Origin of the sequence: Spirillospora sp. NPDC048911 (assembly GCF_043198015.1) — a bacterium.
GTDB lineage: Bacteria > Actinomycetota > Actinomycetes > Streptosporangiales > Streptosporangiaceae > Spirillospora.
The window spans coordinates 80038-97684 of the sequence record NZ_JBICUD010000017.1; the positions used below are offsets into that span (position 1 = coordinate 80038).

General features: G+C 72.0%; 17 protein-coding genes. 5 read left to right on the top strand and 12 right to left on the bottom strand.

Features of this window, described 5'->3' with window-relative positions:
- Positions 1-100: 100 nt before the first annotated feature.
- Positions 101-1357 carry a sensor histidine kinase gene (locus ACGFNU_RS48450; RefSeq protein ID WP_392603532.1) on the top strand — a complete coding sequence of 419 codons (1257 nt, stop codon included), beginning with the start codon at positions 101-103 and terminating at the stop codon, positions 1355-1357.
- 27 nt (positions 1358-1384) lie between these two features.
- On the top strand, positions 1385-2062 hold the full coding sequence (locus ACGFNU_RS48455) for a response regulator (protein ID WP_392603533.1): 678 nt from the start codon (positions 1385-1387) through the stop codon (positions 2060-2062).
- Positions 2063-2116: 54 nt separating this feature from the next.
- Here the strand turns inward: ACGFNU_RS48455 and ACGFNU_RS48460 are convergent, their stop codons facing one another.
- Positions 2117-3073 carry a zinc-binding alcohol dehydrogenase family protein gene (locus ACGFNU_RS48460; RefSeq protein ID WP_392603534.1) on the bottom strand — a complete coding sequence of 319 codons (957 nt, stop codon included), beginning with the start codon at positions 3071-3073 and terminating at the stop codon, positions 2117-2119.
- A gap of 32 nt (positions 3074-3105) precedes the next feature.
- Positions 3106-3861 (bottom strand): SDR family oxidoreductase, encoded by a 756-nt coding sequence (locus ACGFNU_RS48465; RefSeq protein WP_392603535.1) that lies wholly within the window; start codon positions 3859-3861, stop codon positions 3106-3108.
- Between the two features lie 48 nt (positions 3862-3909).
- On the opposite strand from ACGFNU_RS48465, the gene ACGFNU_RS48470 reads away from it, so the two are divergent.
- Together ACGFNU_RS48470 and ACGFNU_RS48475 are read left to right on the top strand one after the other, a co-directional pair.
- The gene (locus tag ACGFNU_RS48470) at positions 3910-5133 is read left to right on the top strand and encodes an acyl-CoA dehydrogenase family protein (protein ID WP_392603536.1); all 1224 of its coding nucleotides are present in this window, start codon (positions 3910-3912) and stop codon (positions 5131-5133) included.
- Positions 5130-5849 (top strand): TetR/AcrR family transcriptional regulator, encoded by a 720-nt coding sequence (locus tag ACGFNU_RS48475; RefSeq protein WP_392603537.1) that lies wholly within the window; start codon positions 5130-5132, stop codon positions 5847-5849. Before ACGFNU_RS48470 ends, ACGFNU_RS48475 begins: the two co-directional genes overlap by 4 nt.
- Here ACGFNU_RS48475 and ACGFNU_RS48480 read toward each other — a convergent pair.
- The gene (locus ACGFNU_RS48480) at positions 5846-6895 is read right to left on the bottom strand and encodes a LacI family DNA-binding transcriptional regulator (protein WP_392603538.1); all 1050 of its coding nucleotides are present in this window, start codon (positions 6893-6895) and stop codon (positions 5846-5848) included. The genes ACGFNU_RS48475 and ACGFNU_RS48480 overlap by 4 nt on opposite strands.
- Positions 6896-7027: 132 nt before the next feature.
- Here ACGFNU_RS48480 and ACGFNU_RS48485 point away from each other — a divergent pair, with 132 nt between their 5' ends.
- Positions 7028-10306 carry a GH92 family glycosyl hydrolase gene (locus tag ACGFNU_RS48485; RefSeq protein WP_392603539.1) on the top strand — a complete coding sequence of 1093 codons (3279 nt, stop codon included), beginning with the start codon at positions 7028-7030 and terminating at the stop codon, positions 10304-10306.
- 202 nt (positions 10307-10508) lie between these two features.
- On the opposite strand, the gene ACGFNU_RS48490 is transcribed toward ACGFNU_RS48485, so the two are convergent.
- From ACGFNU_RS48490 to ACGFNU_RS48530, 9 genes are all read right to left on the bottom strand, one after another.
- Positions 10509-10712 (bottom strand): cold-shock protein, encoded by a 204-nt coding sequence (locus tag ACGFNU_RS48490; RefSeq protein WP_392603540.1) that lies wholly within the window; start codon positions 10710-10712, stop codon positions 10509-10511.
- Positions 10713-10896: 184 nt separating this feature from the next.
- Positions 10897-12153 carry a kynureninase gene (kynU, locus tag ACGFNU_RS48495; protein WP_392603541.1) on the bottom strand — a complete coding sequence of 419 codons (1257 nt, stop codon included), beginning with the start codon at positions 12151-12153 and terminating at the stop codon, positions 10897-10899.
- Positions 12143-13165 (bottom strand): 4-hydroxy-2-oxovalerate aldolase, encoded by a 1023-nt coding sequence (gene dmpG / locus ACGFNU_RS48500; RefSeq protein ID WP_392603542.1) that lies wholly within the window; start codon positions 13163-13165, stop codon positions 12143-12145. Before dmpG ends, kynU begins: the two co-directional genes overlap by 11 nt.
- Complete coding sequence (locus ACGFNU_RS48505; protein WP_392603543.1) at positions 13162-14067, bottom strand: acetaldehyde dehydrogenase (acetylating); 906 nt, start codon at positions 14065-14067, stop codon at positions 13162-13164. Before ACGFNU_RS48505 ends, dmpG begins: the two co-directional genes overlap by 4 nt.
- On the bottom strand, positions 14064-15077 hold the full coding sequence (locus ACGFNU_RS48510; protein WP_392603544.1) for an amidohydrolase family protein: 1014 nt from the start codon (positions 15075-15077) through the stop codon (positions 14064-14066). Before ACGFNU_RS48510 ends, ACGFNU_RS48505 begins: the two co-directional genes overlap by 4 nt.
- Positions 15074-15649 (bottom strand): 3-hydroxyanthranilate 3,4-dioxygenase, encoded by a 576-nt coding sequence (locus ACGFNU_RS48515; RefSeq protein WP_392603545.1) that lies wholly within the window; start codon positions 15647-15649, stop codon positions 15074-15076. Before ACGFNU_RS48515 ends, ACGFNU_RS48510 begins: the two co-directional genes overlap by 4 nt.
- Entirely contained in the window at positions 15646-16095 is a 450-nt protein-coding gene (locus ACGFNU_RS48520) for a RidA family protein (RefSeq protein ID WP_392603546.1), read from the bottom strand. The genes ACGFNU_RS48515 and ACGFNU_RS48520 overlap by 4 nt, the downstream gene beginning before the upstream one ends.
- Positions 16092-16820, bottom strand: coding sequence for a 2-keto-4-pentenoate hydratase (locus ACGFNU_RS48525; RefSeq protein ID WP_392603548.1), 729 nt, complete (start codon positions 16818-16820; stop codon positions 16092-16094). The genes ACGFNU_RS48520 and ACGFNU_RS48525 overlap by 4 nt, the downstream gene beginning before the upstream one ends.
- The gene (locus ACGFNU_RS48530) at positions 16817-17623 is read right to left on the bottom strand and encodes a 2-keto-4-pentenoate hydratase (protein ID WP_392603549.1); all 807 of its coding nucleotides are present in this window, start codon (positions 17621-17623) and stop codon (positions 16817-16819) included. The genes ACGFNU_RS48525 and ACGFNU_RS48530 overlap by 4 nt, the downstream gene beginning before the upstream one ends.
- Positions 17624-17647: the final 24 nt, after the last annotated feature.

Genomic DNA, 17647 nt, shown 5'->3' on the forward strand with positions numbered 1-17647 from the left:
CACCGCAGCCGCCGGTCAGCGGTGATACTCAGGGATCGGATGGCATCTCCCTCTCCGGGGGCAGGTCAGAACGGCCGCGGCGGCCTAGGCTCGGGCTCAAATGAACGTGCACAGTCACTCCACAGCGCACCCGCGTGTGATCCTCGTCAAGGGCATGCGCGACGCCGTGCTCGCCCCGCCGCGCGGCCCGCACGGGCTGCTCCTGCCCACGCCGCTCTGGCTGCGCGTGCCGATCGGGCTCCTGCTCCTCGGCATGGCGATCGGGTTCACCGCGGGCACGATCGCGATCCCGCTCAACATCTTCCGCGGGCACGTGCCGGTCTCCGCCGCCTGGTTCCTGGGGCTGGCGCAGGCCCTGCCGCTCCTGTTCGCGCCGCGATGGCCCCTGATCGCCTGGCGGGTCAGCGCGCTGGGATTCCTGGCCGGCATCCCGGTCATGGCGGGCAAGTACTTCTGGCCCTGGCCGGTGACGGCGTGGCTGGCGTTCATGCTCATCCTGTTCATGGTCGGCGTGGGCTGCGACCGCCAGACCACGGTCGGCGTGGGCGCGGTCACCATCGCCGGGGTGCTCGTCCCGGGGGCGCTGCTGGCCATGCCCGGCTGGTTCGGCCTGATCCTCGCCGGCCTGATGATCATGGCCCTCACCTTCGGCGACGCGATCGGCGGGCGCACCGCCGCCGAGCAGAGCCTGCGCGAGCAGGAGGCGCTGCGCCGCCAGGACCTCGCCCGGGCGGCGGTCCTGGAGGAGCGCGCCCGCATCGCGCGCGAGCTGCACGACGTCGTGGCGCACCACATGTCGGTGATCGCCATGCAGGCGGAGGCCGCGCCGTACAAGATCCCCGACCTGCCGGACGCCGCCCGGCAGACCTTCGGCGTGGTCCGCGACGCGGCCCGCGACGCCCTCACCGAGACCCGCCGCGTCGTCGGGCTGCTGCGGTCCGACGACGAGGGCGCCGAGCGCGCGCCGCAGCCGGGCCTGGACCTCGTGGAGGATCTGCTCGCCGGGGCGCGCCGGGCCGGCCTGTCGGCCGAGCTCGCCATCGTCGGCGTGCCGCGGCCGGTCTCGGCGGGGGTCGACCTCTCGGCGTACCGGATCGTCCAGGAGTCGCTCAGCAACGCGTCCCGGTACGCGCCGGGCTCGCGGGTGCGGGTGGAGATCGGCTACGGGCGGGACGCACTGCGGGTGACCGTGATCGACGACGGCGCGCGCACCACGCCGGAGGACTCGCAGGGTGGCGGCCACGGCCTGGTCGGCATGCACGAGCGGGTCTCGATGCTGGGCGGCACCCTCACCGCCGCCTCGCGCGAGGCCGGCGGCTGGCAGGTCGCGGCCGAGCTGCCGTACGGCGAGGACTAGACGGCGATCACGCCATAGGGTGCTCTTGTGAGCATTCGGGTGCTGATCGCCGACGATCAGGTGATGATCCGTGACGGCCTGGCCGCGCTGCTGTCCTCCGATCCGGAGATCGAGGTGATCGGGCAGGCGGGCAACGGCCGGGAGGCCGTGGAGCTGGCGCGCAAGCTCGATCCCGACGTCATCGTGATGGACATCCGCATGCCGGAGATGGACGGCCTGGCCGCCACGGCGGAGCTGGTCGGCGAGCCGCCCGCCGACGGGGTCGACCCGGCCGGGATCCGGCCCAAGGTGCTGGTGCTCACCACGTTCGACCTCGACGAGTACGTGTACGAGGCGCTCGGCGCCGGGGCCAGCGGGTTCCTGCTCAAGGACGCCTCCGCCGCCGACCTGGTCAACGGCGTGCGGGTGGTCGCCGGCGGCGACGCGCTGCTCGCCCCGTCCATCACCCGGCGGCTCATCGGCGACTTCGCCCGGCGCCGCCGCCACCAGCGACCCAGCCCCGGCGCGACCGCCGGGCTCACCCCGCGCGAGCTCGACGTGCTGCGGCTCATCGCGCGCGGGCTGTCGAACGCGGAGATCGCCGGTGAGCTCGTGCTCGCCGAGCAGACCATCAAGACGCACGTGGGGCACGTGCTGACCAAGCTCGCGCTGCGCGACCGCACCCAGGCCGTGGTGTACGCCTACGAGAACGGCCTCGTCGGCTAGGGCCCGGCGCGTACGGGGAGGTGTCCCCGTACGCGCCGTGTCTTCAGCCGGGGGTCAGCGCGACGGGTCGAGCAGGAGCTTGCCGCTCGTACGCCGGGCCCGCAGGTCCTCGTGCGCCCGGCGCACCTCCGACAGGCCGTACTCGCCGCCCGCGATGACGCGCATGCGGCCGTCGGAGGCCAGCGCGAACAGGTCGTCCAGCGCCTTGCGCATCAGGTCGCCGGGCAACTGGAAGATGTGCGCCAGCCACATCCCGGCGATCGTCGTGGAGTGGGCCATGAGGTTCGAGGGCTTCACCGGCTGGGGCTGCTGCCGCGAGGCCATCCCGTAGAAGGCGAGGCGGCCGTAGGGGGCGAGGGCCTTGAGGCTGTCGTCGGTGACGGTGCCGCCGGTCATCTCCAGCACGATGTCCACGCGCTTGCCGCCGTTGGCCTCGATGAGCGCGGCCTTCATGTCGGGCTCGGACGCGTCCACGGCGACGTCCGCGCCGAGCTCCAGCGCGAGGTCGCGCTTCTCCTTGGTCGAGGCGGTGGCGATGACGCGGCCGGCGCCCCAGGCCTTGGCGAGCTGCACGGCGAGCGTGCCGACGCCACCGGCGGCGGCGTGCACGACCACGGACTCGCCCGGCTCCATGTGCACGCTGCGGCGGAGCAGGATCCAGGCCGTGGCGCCCTGGACGATCATGCCGAGCGCGGTCAGGTCGTCGATGGCGTCCGGCACGTCCCAGGCCAGGGTGGCGGGCGCGACCGCCTTCTCCGCGTACCCGCCGCTGCCGACCAGGGCCACGACCCGGCGGCCGCCGGCGGCGCGGCCGACGACCTCGCCGCCCGGCACCATCGGCAGCGTGGACGGGGACAGGTAGCTGTTCTCCGCCTGGTGGGTGTCGGCGTAGTTGATGCCGGCCCTGGAGACCTCGACCAGCAGCTGCCCGTCGCCCGCGACCGGGTCGGGCAGCTCGGTGACGTTCAGGACCTCGGGGCCGCCGAACTCGGTGATCTGGATGGCGCGCATGCTCTGTCTGGTCCTCTCTCAGCGTGGAGTTCTCAGCGCGGGCCGGGGACGCCGCGGAACTTGAACGGGCCGGACTCGCGGCCCGGCACCACGAACCAGGCGTCGCCGGCGGTGTCGGCCGCCAGGATCGCCATGAAGGCCTCCACCACGTCGGAGACCTGGAGGATCGGGAAACCGGTCTCCTGCAGCTGCGCCCTCATCGGGTCCAGGATGTCGGTGTCGGCGAACGACGGGCAGAGCGCGTTGACGCGGATCCCCTCGTCGAGGTGGGCGGGCCCGAGCGCGCGCACGAGGCCCACCACGGCCGCCTTGTTGGCGCCGTAGACCGCGTCGAACGGCGTCGCGGTGAGACCGGCCATGCTGGCGGTGGCGATGATCTGGCCGCCGCCCCGGGCCCGGAGCGCGGGCAGCGCGGCGTGCACGCCGAAGACGACGCCGTCGAGGTTGATGGCCATCGCGCGCCGGTAGGCCGCCAGGTCGAAGTCGTCGTCCACGCCGCAGCCGCTGGCGATGCCCGCGTTCAGGAACGCGATGTCGAGGCCGCCGAAGCGCTCGGCCGCCACCGCGACCGCCGCCTCGCTGTCTGCGGGCTCGCGGACGTCGCACCGGACGAACGCGCCGTCCAGCTCCTTGGCGAGCTCGGCGCCGCGGTCCTCGTCGATGTCCGCGAGGACGACGCGGGCGCCCTCGCCCGCCAGCCGCCGGGCGACCGCCGCCCCGATGCCCTTCGATCCGCCCGTGATGAGCGCGACCCTGCCGTCCAGCAGCCCTGCCGTCAGCCCCTCCATCGGCGCCTCCCCTTCCTAAGTAACTGACCCGTCAGTTACTATAACCGAATGGACTTCGGTTTGAGTGCGCGGGCCCAGGAGTACATGGGCCTGCTCCAGGACTTCATGGACTCCCACGTCTACCCCGCCGAGCCGGTCTACGAGGCCCAGCGGCACGAGCTGCGCGCGGCGGGCCACGAGCACACCGTCCCGCCGATCGTGGAGGAACTCAAGGTCGAGGCCCGCAAGCGCGGCCTCTGGAACCTCTTCCTCCCCGACAGCGAGGACCCCGCCCACGGCCTGTCGGTCACCGACTACGCCTCCCTGGCCGAGATCACGGGCCGCTCTCCGCACCTGGCCCCCGAGGCCACCAACTGCGCGGCGCCCGACACCGGCAACATGGAGGTGCTGCACCTGTTCGGCACGTCCGAGCAGAAGGAGCGCTGGCTCAAGCCGCTGCTGAACGGCGAGATCCGCAGCGCGTTCGCCATGACCGAGCCGGACGTGGCCAGCTCCGACGCCACCAACATCTCCACCCGGATCGAGCGCGACGGCGACCACTACGTCGTCAACGGGCGCAAGTGGTGGATCAGCGGCTCGGCCGACCCGCGCTGCCAGATCATGATCGTGATGGGCAAGACCGATCCCGAGGGCCACGTCTACCGGCAGCAGTCGATGGTGCTCGTGCCGCTCGACACCCCCGGCGTCGAGGTCGTCCGGCCGCTGCCCGTCTTCGGCTACTCCGACCAGCACGGCCACTGCGAGATCCGCTTCACCGACGTGCGCGTCCCGGTCGAGAACCTCGTCGGCGAGGAGGGCGGCGGCTTCGCCATCGCCCAGGCACGGCTCGGCCCCGGCCGCATCCACCACTGCATGCGCGCCATCGGCATGGCCGAGCGCGCGCTGGAGCTGATGTGCGAGCGCGCGGTGTCGCGCGTCGCCTTCGGCGGGCCGCTGGCCAAGCAGGGCGTGGTCCGCGAGCAGATCGCCGAGTCGCGGATGGCCATCGAGCAGGCCCGGCTGCTCACCCTCAAGACCGCCTGGATGATCGACAAGCACGGCGTGCAGGCCGCCCGCTCCGAGGTCGCCGCCATCAAGGTGATCGCCCCGCGCGTCGCGCTGGAGGTCGTCGACCGGGCCATCCAGGTGCACGGCGGCGCCGGCGTCAGCGACGACACCCCGCTGGCGCGCATGTGGGCCGGGCTGCGCACGCTGCGGCTCGCCGACGGGCCCGACGAGGTGCACGTGCGTTCGGTGGCCCGCAGCGAGCTGGGTAAGTATCTCGGGAAATGACGGACACCACGGGGGAGGCCGTCGGCACGGAGAAGACAGCCGACACCGGAGAGACGGGGCCCGCGCCGGGCGCACGGCGCCGCATGCCGTACGCCCGGCGGCGCGAACAGCTCTTGCGGGTCGCGCTGGAGGAGTTCGGGCGCCGGGGCTACCACCTGACACAGATGGAGCACGTCGCCGCCGCCGCGCAGGTCTCCAAGGCCCTGCTCTACCAGCACTTCACCTCCAAGGAGGATCTCTTCGCCGAGGTGACGGAGGCGATCGTCGCCGACATCACGCGGCGGCTGAACGACTCGCTGCCGGGCGAGCACGACTCGGTGGGGGGCATCCGGGCGATGGTCCGGGTGCTGTTCGACTACGCCACCGAGAAGCCCGACGCCTGGGCGCTGGTCGTGCGGCATCTGGACAAGCCCGAGGTCGGCCTGGAACTGCGCGAGCTGCGGGACCGGCTCGGCGAGGCGTTCGCCGACATCCTGCTGCGGCGCCGCCGGGCCGACCCGGCGCTGTCCCCCGGCGCGCTCGAGGCCAACGAGCGGCGGGCGCGCCTGCTCGTGCCGCTGATGTACGGGTCGATGTTCTCGATGGTGTCGTGGTGGCTCGACCATCCCGACGTCCCGCGGGAACGCGCCGAGGGGATGGCCGTGGAGTTCATCTGGCTCGGCCTGGACCGGCTCCGTCACGGCGAGCGCCTGCGCCCCTGGCTTCTGCGCCCCTAGCGGCCGCGTCCCTGGCTGCCGCCTCTCTGAGCAGGCGGGATCTCGCCGGAGCCGCGGACGATGAGACGGGTCGGGAGCAGGATCCGCGCGGGCCGGCTCGTGTCGCCCCGGATACGGGCCTCGAGCAGTTCGGCCGCCCGCCTGCCCATGTCCGCGGGCTCGTGGGCGATGACGGTGACGGGGGTCGCCAGCAGGTCGGCGAGCTCGAAGTCGTCGAAGCCGACCAGCGCGACGCGCGCGGCCGCGGCGCCGATCGCGCGCAGCGCCCCGATCGTCAGCAGGTTGTTGCCGGTGAAGACGGCGGTCGGGGGGTCGGGCAGGGCGAGCAGCTCGGTCATGGCGTATCCGGCGCTCCGCACGTCATGGCGTCCGGTCCGGACGAGGGCGGGATCGGCGGGAACGCCGTGCGCGGCGAGCGCCTCACGGTAGCCATGGTGGCGCTGCCGGGCCGTGAAGATCTCCGGCAGGTCGGCCAGGCAGGCGATCCGGCGGTGGCCGTGGGCGAGCAGGTGCTCGACGGCCGTGCGCGCGCCGCCGACGTTGTCGATCAGCACCGTGTCGGCGTCGACGGGCACGGTGTCCGTGTCGGGCGGCCGGTCGAGGAAGACCGCCGGGGTGCCCGCGATCAGCTCGGCGCGGCGGCGGGGATCGCCCGTCTCGGACGGCACGATGAGGAGCCCGTCCACGCGGCGTTCGCACAGGGACCGGATGAGGAGCAGCTCGCGCGCCGGATCCTCGTCCGAGCTGCCGGAGATGACCAGCCTCCCCCCGGCGCGGGCCACGTCCTCGACGCCCCGCGCGATCTGCGAGTAGAACGGGTTGGCCACGTCCTCGATGACCAGGCCGAGGCTGCGGGTCCGCCCGCCGTCGCGCAGCGTCCGGGCGAGGTCGTTGCGCTGGAAGCCGAGCCGGGCGATCGCGTCGTGCACCCGCTCGGCCGTATCGGGCCGCACGAAATCCTCGCCGTTGACCACGCGCGACACCGTCTTGAGGCTCACCCCCGCCGCCGCCGCGACATCGCGCATGGTCGCCCGCCTGTCCCCCATGCCCTCGATGTACCACGAGCCGGGTCCGGAGTGACGGGCCGGATCCGGTCATTGACGCGCCCGCCCCCGGCGACGAGCATCGGGATGCTTTGACAACGTTGTCATCGGACGACACGTCACCAAGGAGCACACGTGTCCGTATTCCGCTCCCCCACGACCCTCCGCTCCCCCAGACCCCTCCTCGCCGCCGCCCTCGCCCTGGTCCTAGTGCCCGCGGCCCCCGCCGCGCCCGCCCAGGCCGCGCCCGACCTCACCGCCCACGTGAACCCCTTCGTCGGCACCCAGGACGGCGGGCCCGACTTCGGCCACGGCGGCGGCGCCGGGATGAACTTCCCCGGCGCCGCCGCCCCGTTCGGGATGATGCAGTGGAGCCCGGACACCGTCCGCACGTCGGGCGGCGGCTACAAGTACGAGGACGACCGGCTCCGCGGCTTCTCGATGACCCACATCAACGGCCCCGGCTGCACGGGCGCGCAGGACTTCCCCGTCATCCCGATCTCCGGGACGATGGGCCGCTCCCCGGCCACCAACGGCCCCGACTACGTGCAGAGGTTCAAGCACGCGAACGAGCAGGCGAGCCCGGGCTACTACGGCGTCACGACCGACGCGGGGGTGAAGACCGAGCTCACGGCCTCGACGCGGGCCGGGGTCGGGCGCTTCACGTTCCCGGCGGGCAAGCCCGGCACCGTGCTGGTCAACGTCACCGGCTCGATCAACGGCGTGGACGACGCCGAGGCGACGATCAAGGGCAACTCCGTCTACGGCTGGGCCAAGACCGGCGGTTTCTGCGGCGCGAAGACCCGCTACTACGTCTACTTCCACGCCACGTTCGACCGGCCCGTCAGGGCGTTCGGCACGTGGAAGGACGACTCGGTCCAGCCGGGCACCGATCGGGCGCGGGGCGCGGCGCCGCCGAAGATTCCACGCGAGACCGCCAAGCCCGTCGGCCGTGTCAACAACGGGCGGGACGGGCGGCCCGCCCCGTCCACGCGCCGCACGTTCGCCGGCGACGTGAACGTGAAGGGGCCCGGATCCGGCGTCTACCTGCAGTTCGACTCGGACAAGCCGGTCCAGATGCGCACCGGGTTGTCGTACGTGAGCGTCGACGGCGCCAAGCGGAACCTCCGCGCCGAGATCGGCGGCAGGAACTTCGACAAGGTCCGCGCGTCGGCACGTGACGCCTGGCAGCGCAGGTTGTCGCAGGTCAAGGTCACCGGTGGTTCCGCCGACCGGCTGCGCACGTTCTACACGGCGCTCTACCACTCCTTCCTCCAGCCCTACGTCTTCGACGACGTGGACGGCACGTACACGGGCTTCGACTACCGCACCCACAAGGTGCGCAAGGGCCATCACCAGTACGCGACGTTCTCCGGATGGGACATCTACCGGAGCGAGGCGCAACTGCTGGCGTTCCTCGCGCCGGACGTGGCCTCCGACATCGCGCAGTCGATGTACGCGAACGCGCACTCGATCGGCGACGTCTGGGACCGCTGGTCGCACCAGAACACCGTCACCGGCGTGATGAACGGCGACCCGTACCACTCGATCGTCGCGAGCACGTACGCGTTCGGCGCGCGGGACTTCGACGCCAAGGGCGCGCTGGCCTCGATGATCGCGGGCGCGGAACGGATCGGCGCGAAGTCCGGCTACACCGAGCGTCCCGGCAACGCCCAGTACCTCAAGCTCGGCTACGTGCCGGGCGACGTCGCCACCACCGAGGAGTACGGGATCGCCGACTTCGGCATCGCGCAGCTCGCCCGGCGGCTCGGCGACGACGCGACGTCCAAGAAGTTCATGCAGCGCTCGCACGGCTGGCAGACCCTCTACAACCCGCTGAACGGCTGGATCCAGCCGCGGTTCGCCGACGGCTCGTTCCTCAGCCCGTTCGACCCCGCCGACTCCGGCTGGTACGTCGAGGGCAACGGCGCCCAGTACCACTGGATGACCTACCCGGACGTGCGCAGCCTGTTCAACGCGATGGGCGGGCGCGGCGAGGCGGCCAAGCGGCTGGACCAGTTCTTCGCCAAGCTGAACGCGGGCCCGCACGAGCCCCTCGCCTACCTGGGCAACGAACCCTCCCTGCAGTCACCGTGGCTGTACGCGTGGGCCGGAAAGCCCTACCGGACACAGGACGTGGTCAATCGCGCCCGCACGGAGCTGTTCAAGCCGACGCCGGACGGCCTGGTCGGCAACGACGACCTCGGCACCATGTCCGCCTGGTACGTGTGGGCCTCGTTCGGCGTCTACCCGGTGATCCCGGGGCGGGCCGAGCTGATGGTGAACGGCCCCGCGTTCTCCAAGATCGAGATCCGGCGCTCGTCCGGCCAGAAGGTGACGATCAACGCGCCCGGCGCCTCGGACTCGGCGCCCTACATCCAGGCGCTGAAGGTCGGCGGCAAGGCCACCTCGAAGGCATGGCTGCCGGAATCGTTCGCCCGTAACGGCGGACGCCTCGACTTCACGATGGGGGCCTCGCCCAACACCACGTTCGGATCGGCCGAGTCGGACGCCCCGCCGTCGTTCGGCGAGGGCGGCAGGTCCTATCTCACGGCCGTCAGCCCCGGGCTCATCCCGCTCGAACCCGGCGGCACCGGCACCACCACCTTGCGCGTGCAGGCGCTTGCGGGCGGCGGCACGGTCACCTGGAAGGCACGGCCACCGGCCGGGATCACCGTCACGCCCGCGTCCGGGACGCTCACCGTGCCGGCCTCGGGCCACGCCGACCAGCAGGTGACGATCTCGGTGGCGAGCGACGCCAAGCTGGACTACCACTCGGTTCCGTTCGAGATCCCCGGCACCGGGGACGCGGGGGTGACGATCAACGTCGCCCGCAAGGGGACGATCGAGTGGTACCACAACAACGCGGGGATCTCCGATGACGGCGCTCCCGGCGCCGCCAACTTCGACGGCGGCGGCTGGTCGTACTCCGCCCAGGCCCTCGCCGCCGCGGGCCTGACCCCCGGCAAGCAGGTGACCTGGAACGGCTTCACCTTCGGATGGCCCACCCGGCGGCCGGGACAGCTCGACAACCTGCAGGCGCAGGGCCAGACGATCGAGCTGGCCGACGCCCCCAAGGCGGGGCGGCTCGCGTTCCTCGGCGCCTCCGGCAACGGGGACGTCCAGACCACGGTCACCGTCACCTACACCGACGGCTCCACGAAGGACGCGACGCTGGGGCTGAGCGACTGGGCCCTGGGCGCCGACGCCTATCCCCCGAGGTTCGGCAACGAGACCATCGCCAAGGCGGCGTACCGCAACGGCGGCGACGGCACCCCGCAGAAGATCAACGTCTACGTGTTCGCCGCGGTCCCGATCGAGCTCGACAAGGACAAGCAGGTGAAGAGTTTCACACTGCGGACCCCCGGGGAGGGCGGCGGTTCGCTCCACGTCTTCGCCTGGTCGTTCGCCTAGGGCGGCATGCCCTCGTCCCCGGGTGAATGGTGAATGTCGGGTAAGCGAAATCTACGCGGCCGGCCGATGTGAGGCCCTTATGGCTAAATGTCGGCCGGTCGCGCCGGACCGCTCATTCGGCGCGGTGAAACCCGTCCCCGGAAACGGCGAGGCCCGCACCACGCGGAGCGCGGTGCGGGCCTGCCGGAAGACTAGGGGTGCTTCAGAGCGCGGTGACACCTTCGGCCTGCGGGCCCTTCTGGCCCTGCGTGATCTCGAACGAGACGCGCTGGTTCTCCTCGAGGCTGCGGTAGCCGCCCGTGGCGATCGCCGAGTAGTGGACGAAGACGTCAGGGCCGCCGTCGTCCGGCGCGATGAAGCCAAAGCCCTTTTCGGCGTTGAACCACTTCACGGTGCCTTCGGTCATGTTCTCTCTCTCCTGGTGAAACCTCACCGGCCGCCGGGTGGCGGGCCGGGGTTGCCTGCGGACCCATCTTCTGTTTCCGCCGGATCGTCCGGAGAAGAGAAGAAACGCCCGCTGTCTTAATACTTCCCGCGGGCGCTTCGCTTGAGCAAACGTACGAGGAAATTACGACTGCAACACCGGCAGCCTACCCCCTAATGCTCGTGAGCGCCTCCGCCACGCGGTGGCAGTCGTGGAAAGTGTTGTACAGCGGCACCGGCGCGAGCCGCACCACATCGGGTTCGCGGGCGTCGGCGATCACCCCGTACGAGCCCGCCAGCCGCCGTACCAGGCCCCCGGCGTCGGCGACCCGGACGGAGAGCTGGGCGCCGCGCGCGGCCGGATCGGCGGGCGTGATGATCTCGGCGACACCGGCCAGGCGGGCCGCCAGATAGCCGGTGAGGCGCTCGCTCCGGGCCCGCAGCGCGGCCATCCCGAACCGGTCGAAGATCTCCAGCGAGGCCAGCACGGGCGCCAGCGCCATGATCGGCGGGTTGGACAGCTGCCAGGCGTCGGCGGAGGCGGGCGGGGAGATGTCCGGCTCCATCCGGAAGCGCGTCGCCGGGTCGGTTCCCCACCAGCCGGCGAGCTTGGGCAGGGCCCCGTCCCGGACGTGGCGCTCGTGGACGAAGCAGCCCGCCACGGCCCCGGGGCCCGAGTTGAGGTATTTGTAGGTGCACCAGGCGGCGAAGTCGACGTCCCAGTCGTGCAGGTACAGCGGCACGTTCCCCGCCGCGTGCGCCAGGTCCCAGCCGACCACGGCACCGGCCGCGTGGCCGGCCTTGGTGATGGCCTGCATGTCCATCAGCTGGCCGGTCAGGTAGTTGACGCCGCCGAGCATCACGAGCGCCACCCGGTGCCCGTCGCGTTCGAGGAGGTCGACGATGTCGTCGGTGCGCAGGTGCTCCTCGCCGGGGCGGGGGCGCAGGCGGACGACCGTCTCCGCCGGGTCCAGCCCGTGGTGGACGGCCTGGCTCGCCACCGCGTACGAGTCGGACGGGAAGGCGGAGTCCTCGATGACGATCCGGGTGCGCTCCCCGGCGGGCCGGTAGAAGCTGGCCATCATCAGGTGGAGGTTGACCGTCAGCGAGTTCATGGCGACGACCTCGTGCGGCAGCGCGCCGACCAAGCGGGCGGCGGGCTCGCGCAGCAGCTCGTGATAGTCCACCCACGGGCGGCGGGCCTGCGTGTGGCCCTCGACGCCGAGCCTCGCCCAGTCCTGGAGCTCCTCGCGGACGCGCCCGGCGACCGCGCGCGGCTGCAGGCCGAGCGAGTTGCCCGCGAAGTACGCCGACTCCTCGTAGAGCCCGCCAGGCGCGGGCGGCACATGGAACTCGTCCCGCGCCGCCGGCAGCGGATCGGTCTCGTCGAGCCGCCGGGCCTCGGCCTCCAGCTCACCCGTCACGCGTGTCTCCCTTGATCAGGTCCAGGGCGATGTCAACGATCATGTCCTCCTGGCCGCCGACCATGCCGCGGCGCCCGACCTCGACGAGGATGTCGCGGGTGTCGAGGCCGTAGCGGCGGGCCGCGTCCTCGGCGTGCCGCAGGAAGCTGGAGTAGACGCCCGCGTAGCCGAGCGTCAGGGTCTCCCGGTCGACCTGGACGGGCCGGTCCTGGAGGGGCCGGACGATGTCGTCGGCCGCGTCCATGAGCCGGAAGACGTCGCAGCCGTGCTTCCACTCCATGAGGTCGGCGACGGCGACGAAGGCCTCCAGCGGGCAGTTCCCGGCGCCCGCGCCCATCCCGGCGAGCGAGGCGTCAACGCGGCGGACGCCGTTCTCGACGGCGACGACCGAGTTGGCGACGCCGAGGCCGAGGTTGTGGTGGGCGTGGATGCCGATCTCGGTCTGCGGGTCGAGGACGTCGCGGTACGCGCGGACGCGGTCGCGGACACCGTCCATCGTCAGCCGCCCGCCGGAGTCGGTGACGTAGACGCAGTGCGCGCCGTACGACTCCATGAGCCTGGCCTGCTCGGCGAGCTTGGCGGCCGGGGCCATGTGGGACATCATCAGGAAGCCCGCCACGTCCATGCCGAGCTCGCGCGCGGTGGCGATGTGCTGGGCGGAGATGTCGGCCTCGGTGCAGTGCGTGGCGACCCGCACGGACCGCACGCCCAGCTCGTACGCGCGCTTCAGCTCGGCGATCGTGCCGATGCCGGGCAGGAGCAGCGTGGTGAGCACGGCGCGTTCCATGACCTCGGCCGCCGCCGCGATCCACTCCTCGTCCAGGTGCGCGCCGGGCCCGTAATTGACGCTGGAGCCCGCCAGCCCGTCGCCGTGCGCGACCTCGATCGCGTCCACGCCCGCCGCGTCGAGGGCGGCGGCGATGTCGCGGACCTGGTCGACGGTGTAGCGGTGCCGGATGGCGTGCATGCCGTCCCGCAGTGTCACGTCCTGCACGTACAGCTCGTGGGTCATCGGGCCGCCAGCCTTTCCGCCACCCGCAGCGCGGCGGAGGTCATGATGTCGAGGTTCCCCGCGTACGCGGGCAGGTAGTGCGCGGCGCCCTCGACCTCGAGGAACACCGACACCAGGTGCCCGGGCCCGTCGCCCGGTGCCGCCAGCGGATCGCCGGGCTCGACGGGACGGACCTGGACCCGCTGCTTGAGCCGGTAGCCGGGGACGTAGGCGGCGACCTCGGCGACCATCTTCTCGACCGAGGTGCGCACGGCCTCCTCGTCGCAGTCGCCGACGACGCAGTACACGGTGTCGCGCATGACGAGCGGGGGCTCGGCGGGGTTGAGCACGATGATCGCCTTGCCGCGCGCCGCGCCGCCGACGACCTCCAGCGCCCGGGACGTCGTCTCGGTGAACTCGTCGATGTTGGCCCGCGTGCCGGGCCCGGCGGACTTCGAGGCGATCGACGCGACGATCTCCGCGTAGCGGACGGGCGTCACCCGCGAGACGGCCGCGACGATCGGGACGGTGGCCTGGCCGCCGCAGGTGACCATGTTGACGTTGGCCGCGTCGAGGTGCTCGTCCAGGTTGACGGGCGGGACGACGTACGGGCCGATCGCGGCGGGCGTCAGGTCGACGAGCCGCTTGCCGTGCGGGGCGAGGACGGCGGCGTTGTGCTCGTGCGCCTTGGCCGAGGTGGCGTCGAGGACGATCTCGACGTCCGCGAAAGCGTCGAGCTTCACCAGTCCCTCGACGCCCTCGTGGGTGGTGGCCACGCCGAGACGGCGGGCCCGCGCGAGACCGTCGGAGTCCGGGTCGATCCCGGCCATCGCCGCGACCTCCAGGGTGCCCGACAGCCGTTTCACCTTGATCATCAGATCGGTGCCGATGTTGCCCGAGCCGATGATCGCGATCTTGCTCATCGGGAGGTGGTCCCTTCCAGGTCGAAGAAGCGGCGGGCGTTGCCGCCCAGCAGCGCGGCGCACTCGGCGTCGGTGAGCGTCTCGCAGGCGCGGATCGTCGTGCCCGGCTCCAGCTCGCCGAGCGGGAACGGGAAGTCGGTGCCGAGCATGACGCGGTCGGCGCCCATGACCTCCACCAGCAGCCGCAGCGCCCGGGGGTCGAAGACCGCCGAGTCGACGTAGAAGCGGTCGGTGTACGCCGACGGCGGCTTCGGGGAGTCGCGGCGCACGATGTCGCGGTTGCGCCACGCGTTGTCGGCGCGGCCGAGGAGATAGGCGAAGCTGCCGCCGCCGTGGCAGAAGCAGAGCTTCAGCGAACCGGGCAGCCGCTCGAACGCGCCCGACAACATCAGCGACAGGATCGACAGCTGGGTCTCGGCGGCCATGCCGACCAGCCACGGCAGCATGTAGCGGCCGCCCATCCGGTCGTCGCCGAGCATGTCCCAGGGATGCACGAGCACCGGCATTCCCTCGCCGGCGCAGTGCGCGAGGAACGCGATGATCTCCGCGTCGTCCAGGTAGCGCGTCCCGACATGGTTGCCGATGTGGACGCCCCGGTGCCCGGCGGCCCTGGCCTTGGTGACGGCGGCACAGGCCAGCTCGGTGTCCTGGAGGGGCACCTGGCAGAGCGGCAGGAGCCGTCCGGGGGCGTCCGCGCAGTAGGCGAGGATGCGGTCGTTCACGAGCTCGCACCACTCGGCGGCGCGGGCGGGCTCCGCCTCGTACCCGAACATCAGCGGGGTGGACGAGACGGCCTGCACGTCGACGCCGGCGCGGTCCATCGCGGCGAGGCGGGCCGCCGGGTCCCACAGCTCGGGGGCCACCGGACGGTACTCGTCGCCGCCGCTCATCATCGTCCCGGTGCCGTCGCCGTTCTCGCGCAGCCACGGCTCGCCCGCGCCCGCCAGGACCCGGGCCTCGTCGCGGGCGATCGGCGGGAAGACGTGGGCGTGGACGTCGATGACGCTCACAGTTCTCGCTTCCGCGTGCGGGGCGCCAGCTCGTCCGGCCACCGCTTGCCCGGGTGGACGGCGCCGCAGTTCGGGCACTCGCGGTCGCCGTCGTAGAACTTCTGGAACGTGGGCGGCAGGTCGTCGACGATCGAGCGGACCTGGAGCTCGGCGCGGTGCACGAGATGGTGGCAGTTCATGCAGTACCACTCGAACGCCTCGTGCAGGCCCTCCGGGCGCGGCACCTCGACGACGAGGCCGACCGAGCCCTCCTCGGGCCGCTGCGGCGAGTGCCGGACGTGCGGCGGCAGCAGGAAGACGTCGCCCTCGTTGATCTGGACGTCGACCGGCGGCTTGCCCACGTCCTCCATGACGCGCAGGACCATGTTGCCCTTGAGCTGGTAGAAGAACTCCTCGGTCGGGTCGTCGTGGAAGTCGGTGCGCTGGTTGGGCCCGCCGACGACCATCACGATCAGCCCGGCGTCCGCGAAGACCTGCTTGTTGCCGACCGGCGGCTTGAGCAGGTCGCGATGCTCGTCGATCCACTTCGGGAAGTTGAACGGCTGCCCGTGGCTGAGCTGCGGCAGGGTCATGACTGCGTCTCCTTCGCGGGGATGTACGCCACGCACGAGATCTCGATCAGCAGGTGCGGGTGCGGCAGCTGGTGGACGGCGACGGTGGTGCGCGCCGGCCCGGTCTCGTCGAAGTACTCGCCGTAGACCTCGTTGTAGCCGCCGAAGTCGTTCATGCTGACCAGGTAGGTCGTGACGTTGACGAGGTCGCCGAGGTCTCCCCCGGCCGCCTTCAGCAGATCGCGGACGTTGTCGAGGACGGCGCGCGTCTGCTCGCGGACGTCGAGGTCGGTGACGCCCATCGGGTCGGCGCTCGCCCCGGCGAACGTGCCGTCCGGACGCCGCGAGCTCGTGCCGGACACGTAGACGAAGTCGCCCGCGCGCTTCACATGCGGAAAGCGCCCCCGGGGCTTGGCCTTTCCTTCGACCGTCGTTGCTTCAGTAATCTTGCGGAAGGCGTCGCTCACTTCGTCGTCACCTCCACGCTGCCCAGCCCCGCACCCGTGATGCGCACATGGGCGTCCTTGGGAAGCGGGACGGCGGCGGTCGCGGACCCCGCCAGGATGATCGAGCCGGGTTCGAGCGGCGTCCCGGCGTCGCGGGCGAGCCGGACGGCGGCGCGCAGCGAGCGGACCGGGTCGCCGAGGATCGCGGCGGACGAGCCGGTCTGCGCGATCCGGCCGTCGATCTCCATGACGAGCCCGACATTGGCCAGGTCGCGCGGCTCGTGCCAGGCGCCGAAGCCGAAGCGGGCGGCGGACGCGTTGTCGGCGATGACGTCCGGCAGGGTGAACTTGAAGTCCTCGTAGCGCGAGTCGAGGATCTCGAAGCCCACGGCCACCTTGAAGCCGTCGCGGCCGAGCAGGAACACGATCTCCGGCTCGACGCGCGGATGGATGAGCTCCGACAGGTCGAGCGCCGACTCGACGAGCATCGCGTCGGTGAGCTGTCCCCAGATGACGTCGTCGACGCCCATCTGGATCATCTTCGCCCGGCTGGTGAAGCCCATCTTCACGCCGATGCGCCGCTCGCCGCGGCGCTCGCGGCGGGCGATCCCGGCCCGCTGGATCTCGTACGCCGTCGCGACGTCGAACGGCTCGGCGCCGGTCAGCTTGGGGACGGCGCGGACATCCCGTGCGGCGCCTTCCAGGATCTCGGCCAGCGCGGCGATGCCGGTCATTGCCTGGGTCATACGGCCTCCTTCGCGAACGCCACGCGCACGTCGCCGAGCCCGTCGATACGGGCCTCCAGCACGTCGCCGGGAGCGGGGGTCGCCATCGGCCCGAGCGCTCCCGTCAGCACGGTGTCGCCCGCGCGCAGCGGCCGTCCGAGCCGTACGGCGGTGTCGGCGAGCCAGAGCATCGCGTTGAGCGGGTGGCCCAGGCAGGCGGCGCCGGTGCCGGTGGACAGCTGCTCGCCCCGGCGTTCCAGGACCATGCCGCAGAGCCGCAGGTCGACGTCGGTGAGGCGGGCAGGCCGGTTGCCCAGGACGTACATGCCGGACGAGGCGTTGTCGGCGACGGTGTCGGCGAGGGTGATGTCCCAGTCGCGGATGCGGCTGCCCACGATCTCGATGGCGGGCAGCACGAAGGCGATCGCGCGGACGAGATCGGCGACGGTGTGCCGTTCGTAGGTGAGGTCGTGTTCGAGGACGAGCGCCACCTCGGCCTCCGCCTTGGTCTGCATGACCGCCCCGGCGGGGATCTCGGCGCCGTCGGGCACCGCCATGTCGGCGAAGAGCACGCCGAAGTCGGGACTGTCCACGCCCAGCTGGGCCTGGACGGCCGCCGAGGTCAGCCCCACCTTCCGGCCGGTGAGCCGCCGCCCGGCCGCGACCCAGCCGTGGGTCAGCCGCTCCTGGACGGCGTACGCGACGTCGGCGCCGTCGATCAGGTCGCGCACGGGCTCGCACGGCACGCCGGAGGCGTACGCGCCGAGGATGCGCTCGGCCGCCGCCTCGATGGCCGTCAGGGTGGTCTGTGTCGTCTCGGTCACGGGCTCGCTCTCAGCTCGGTCGGA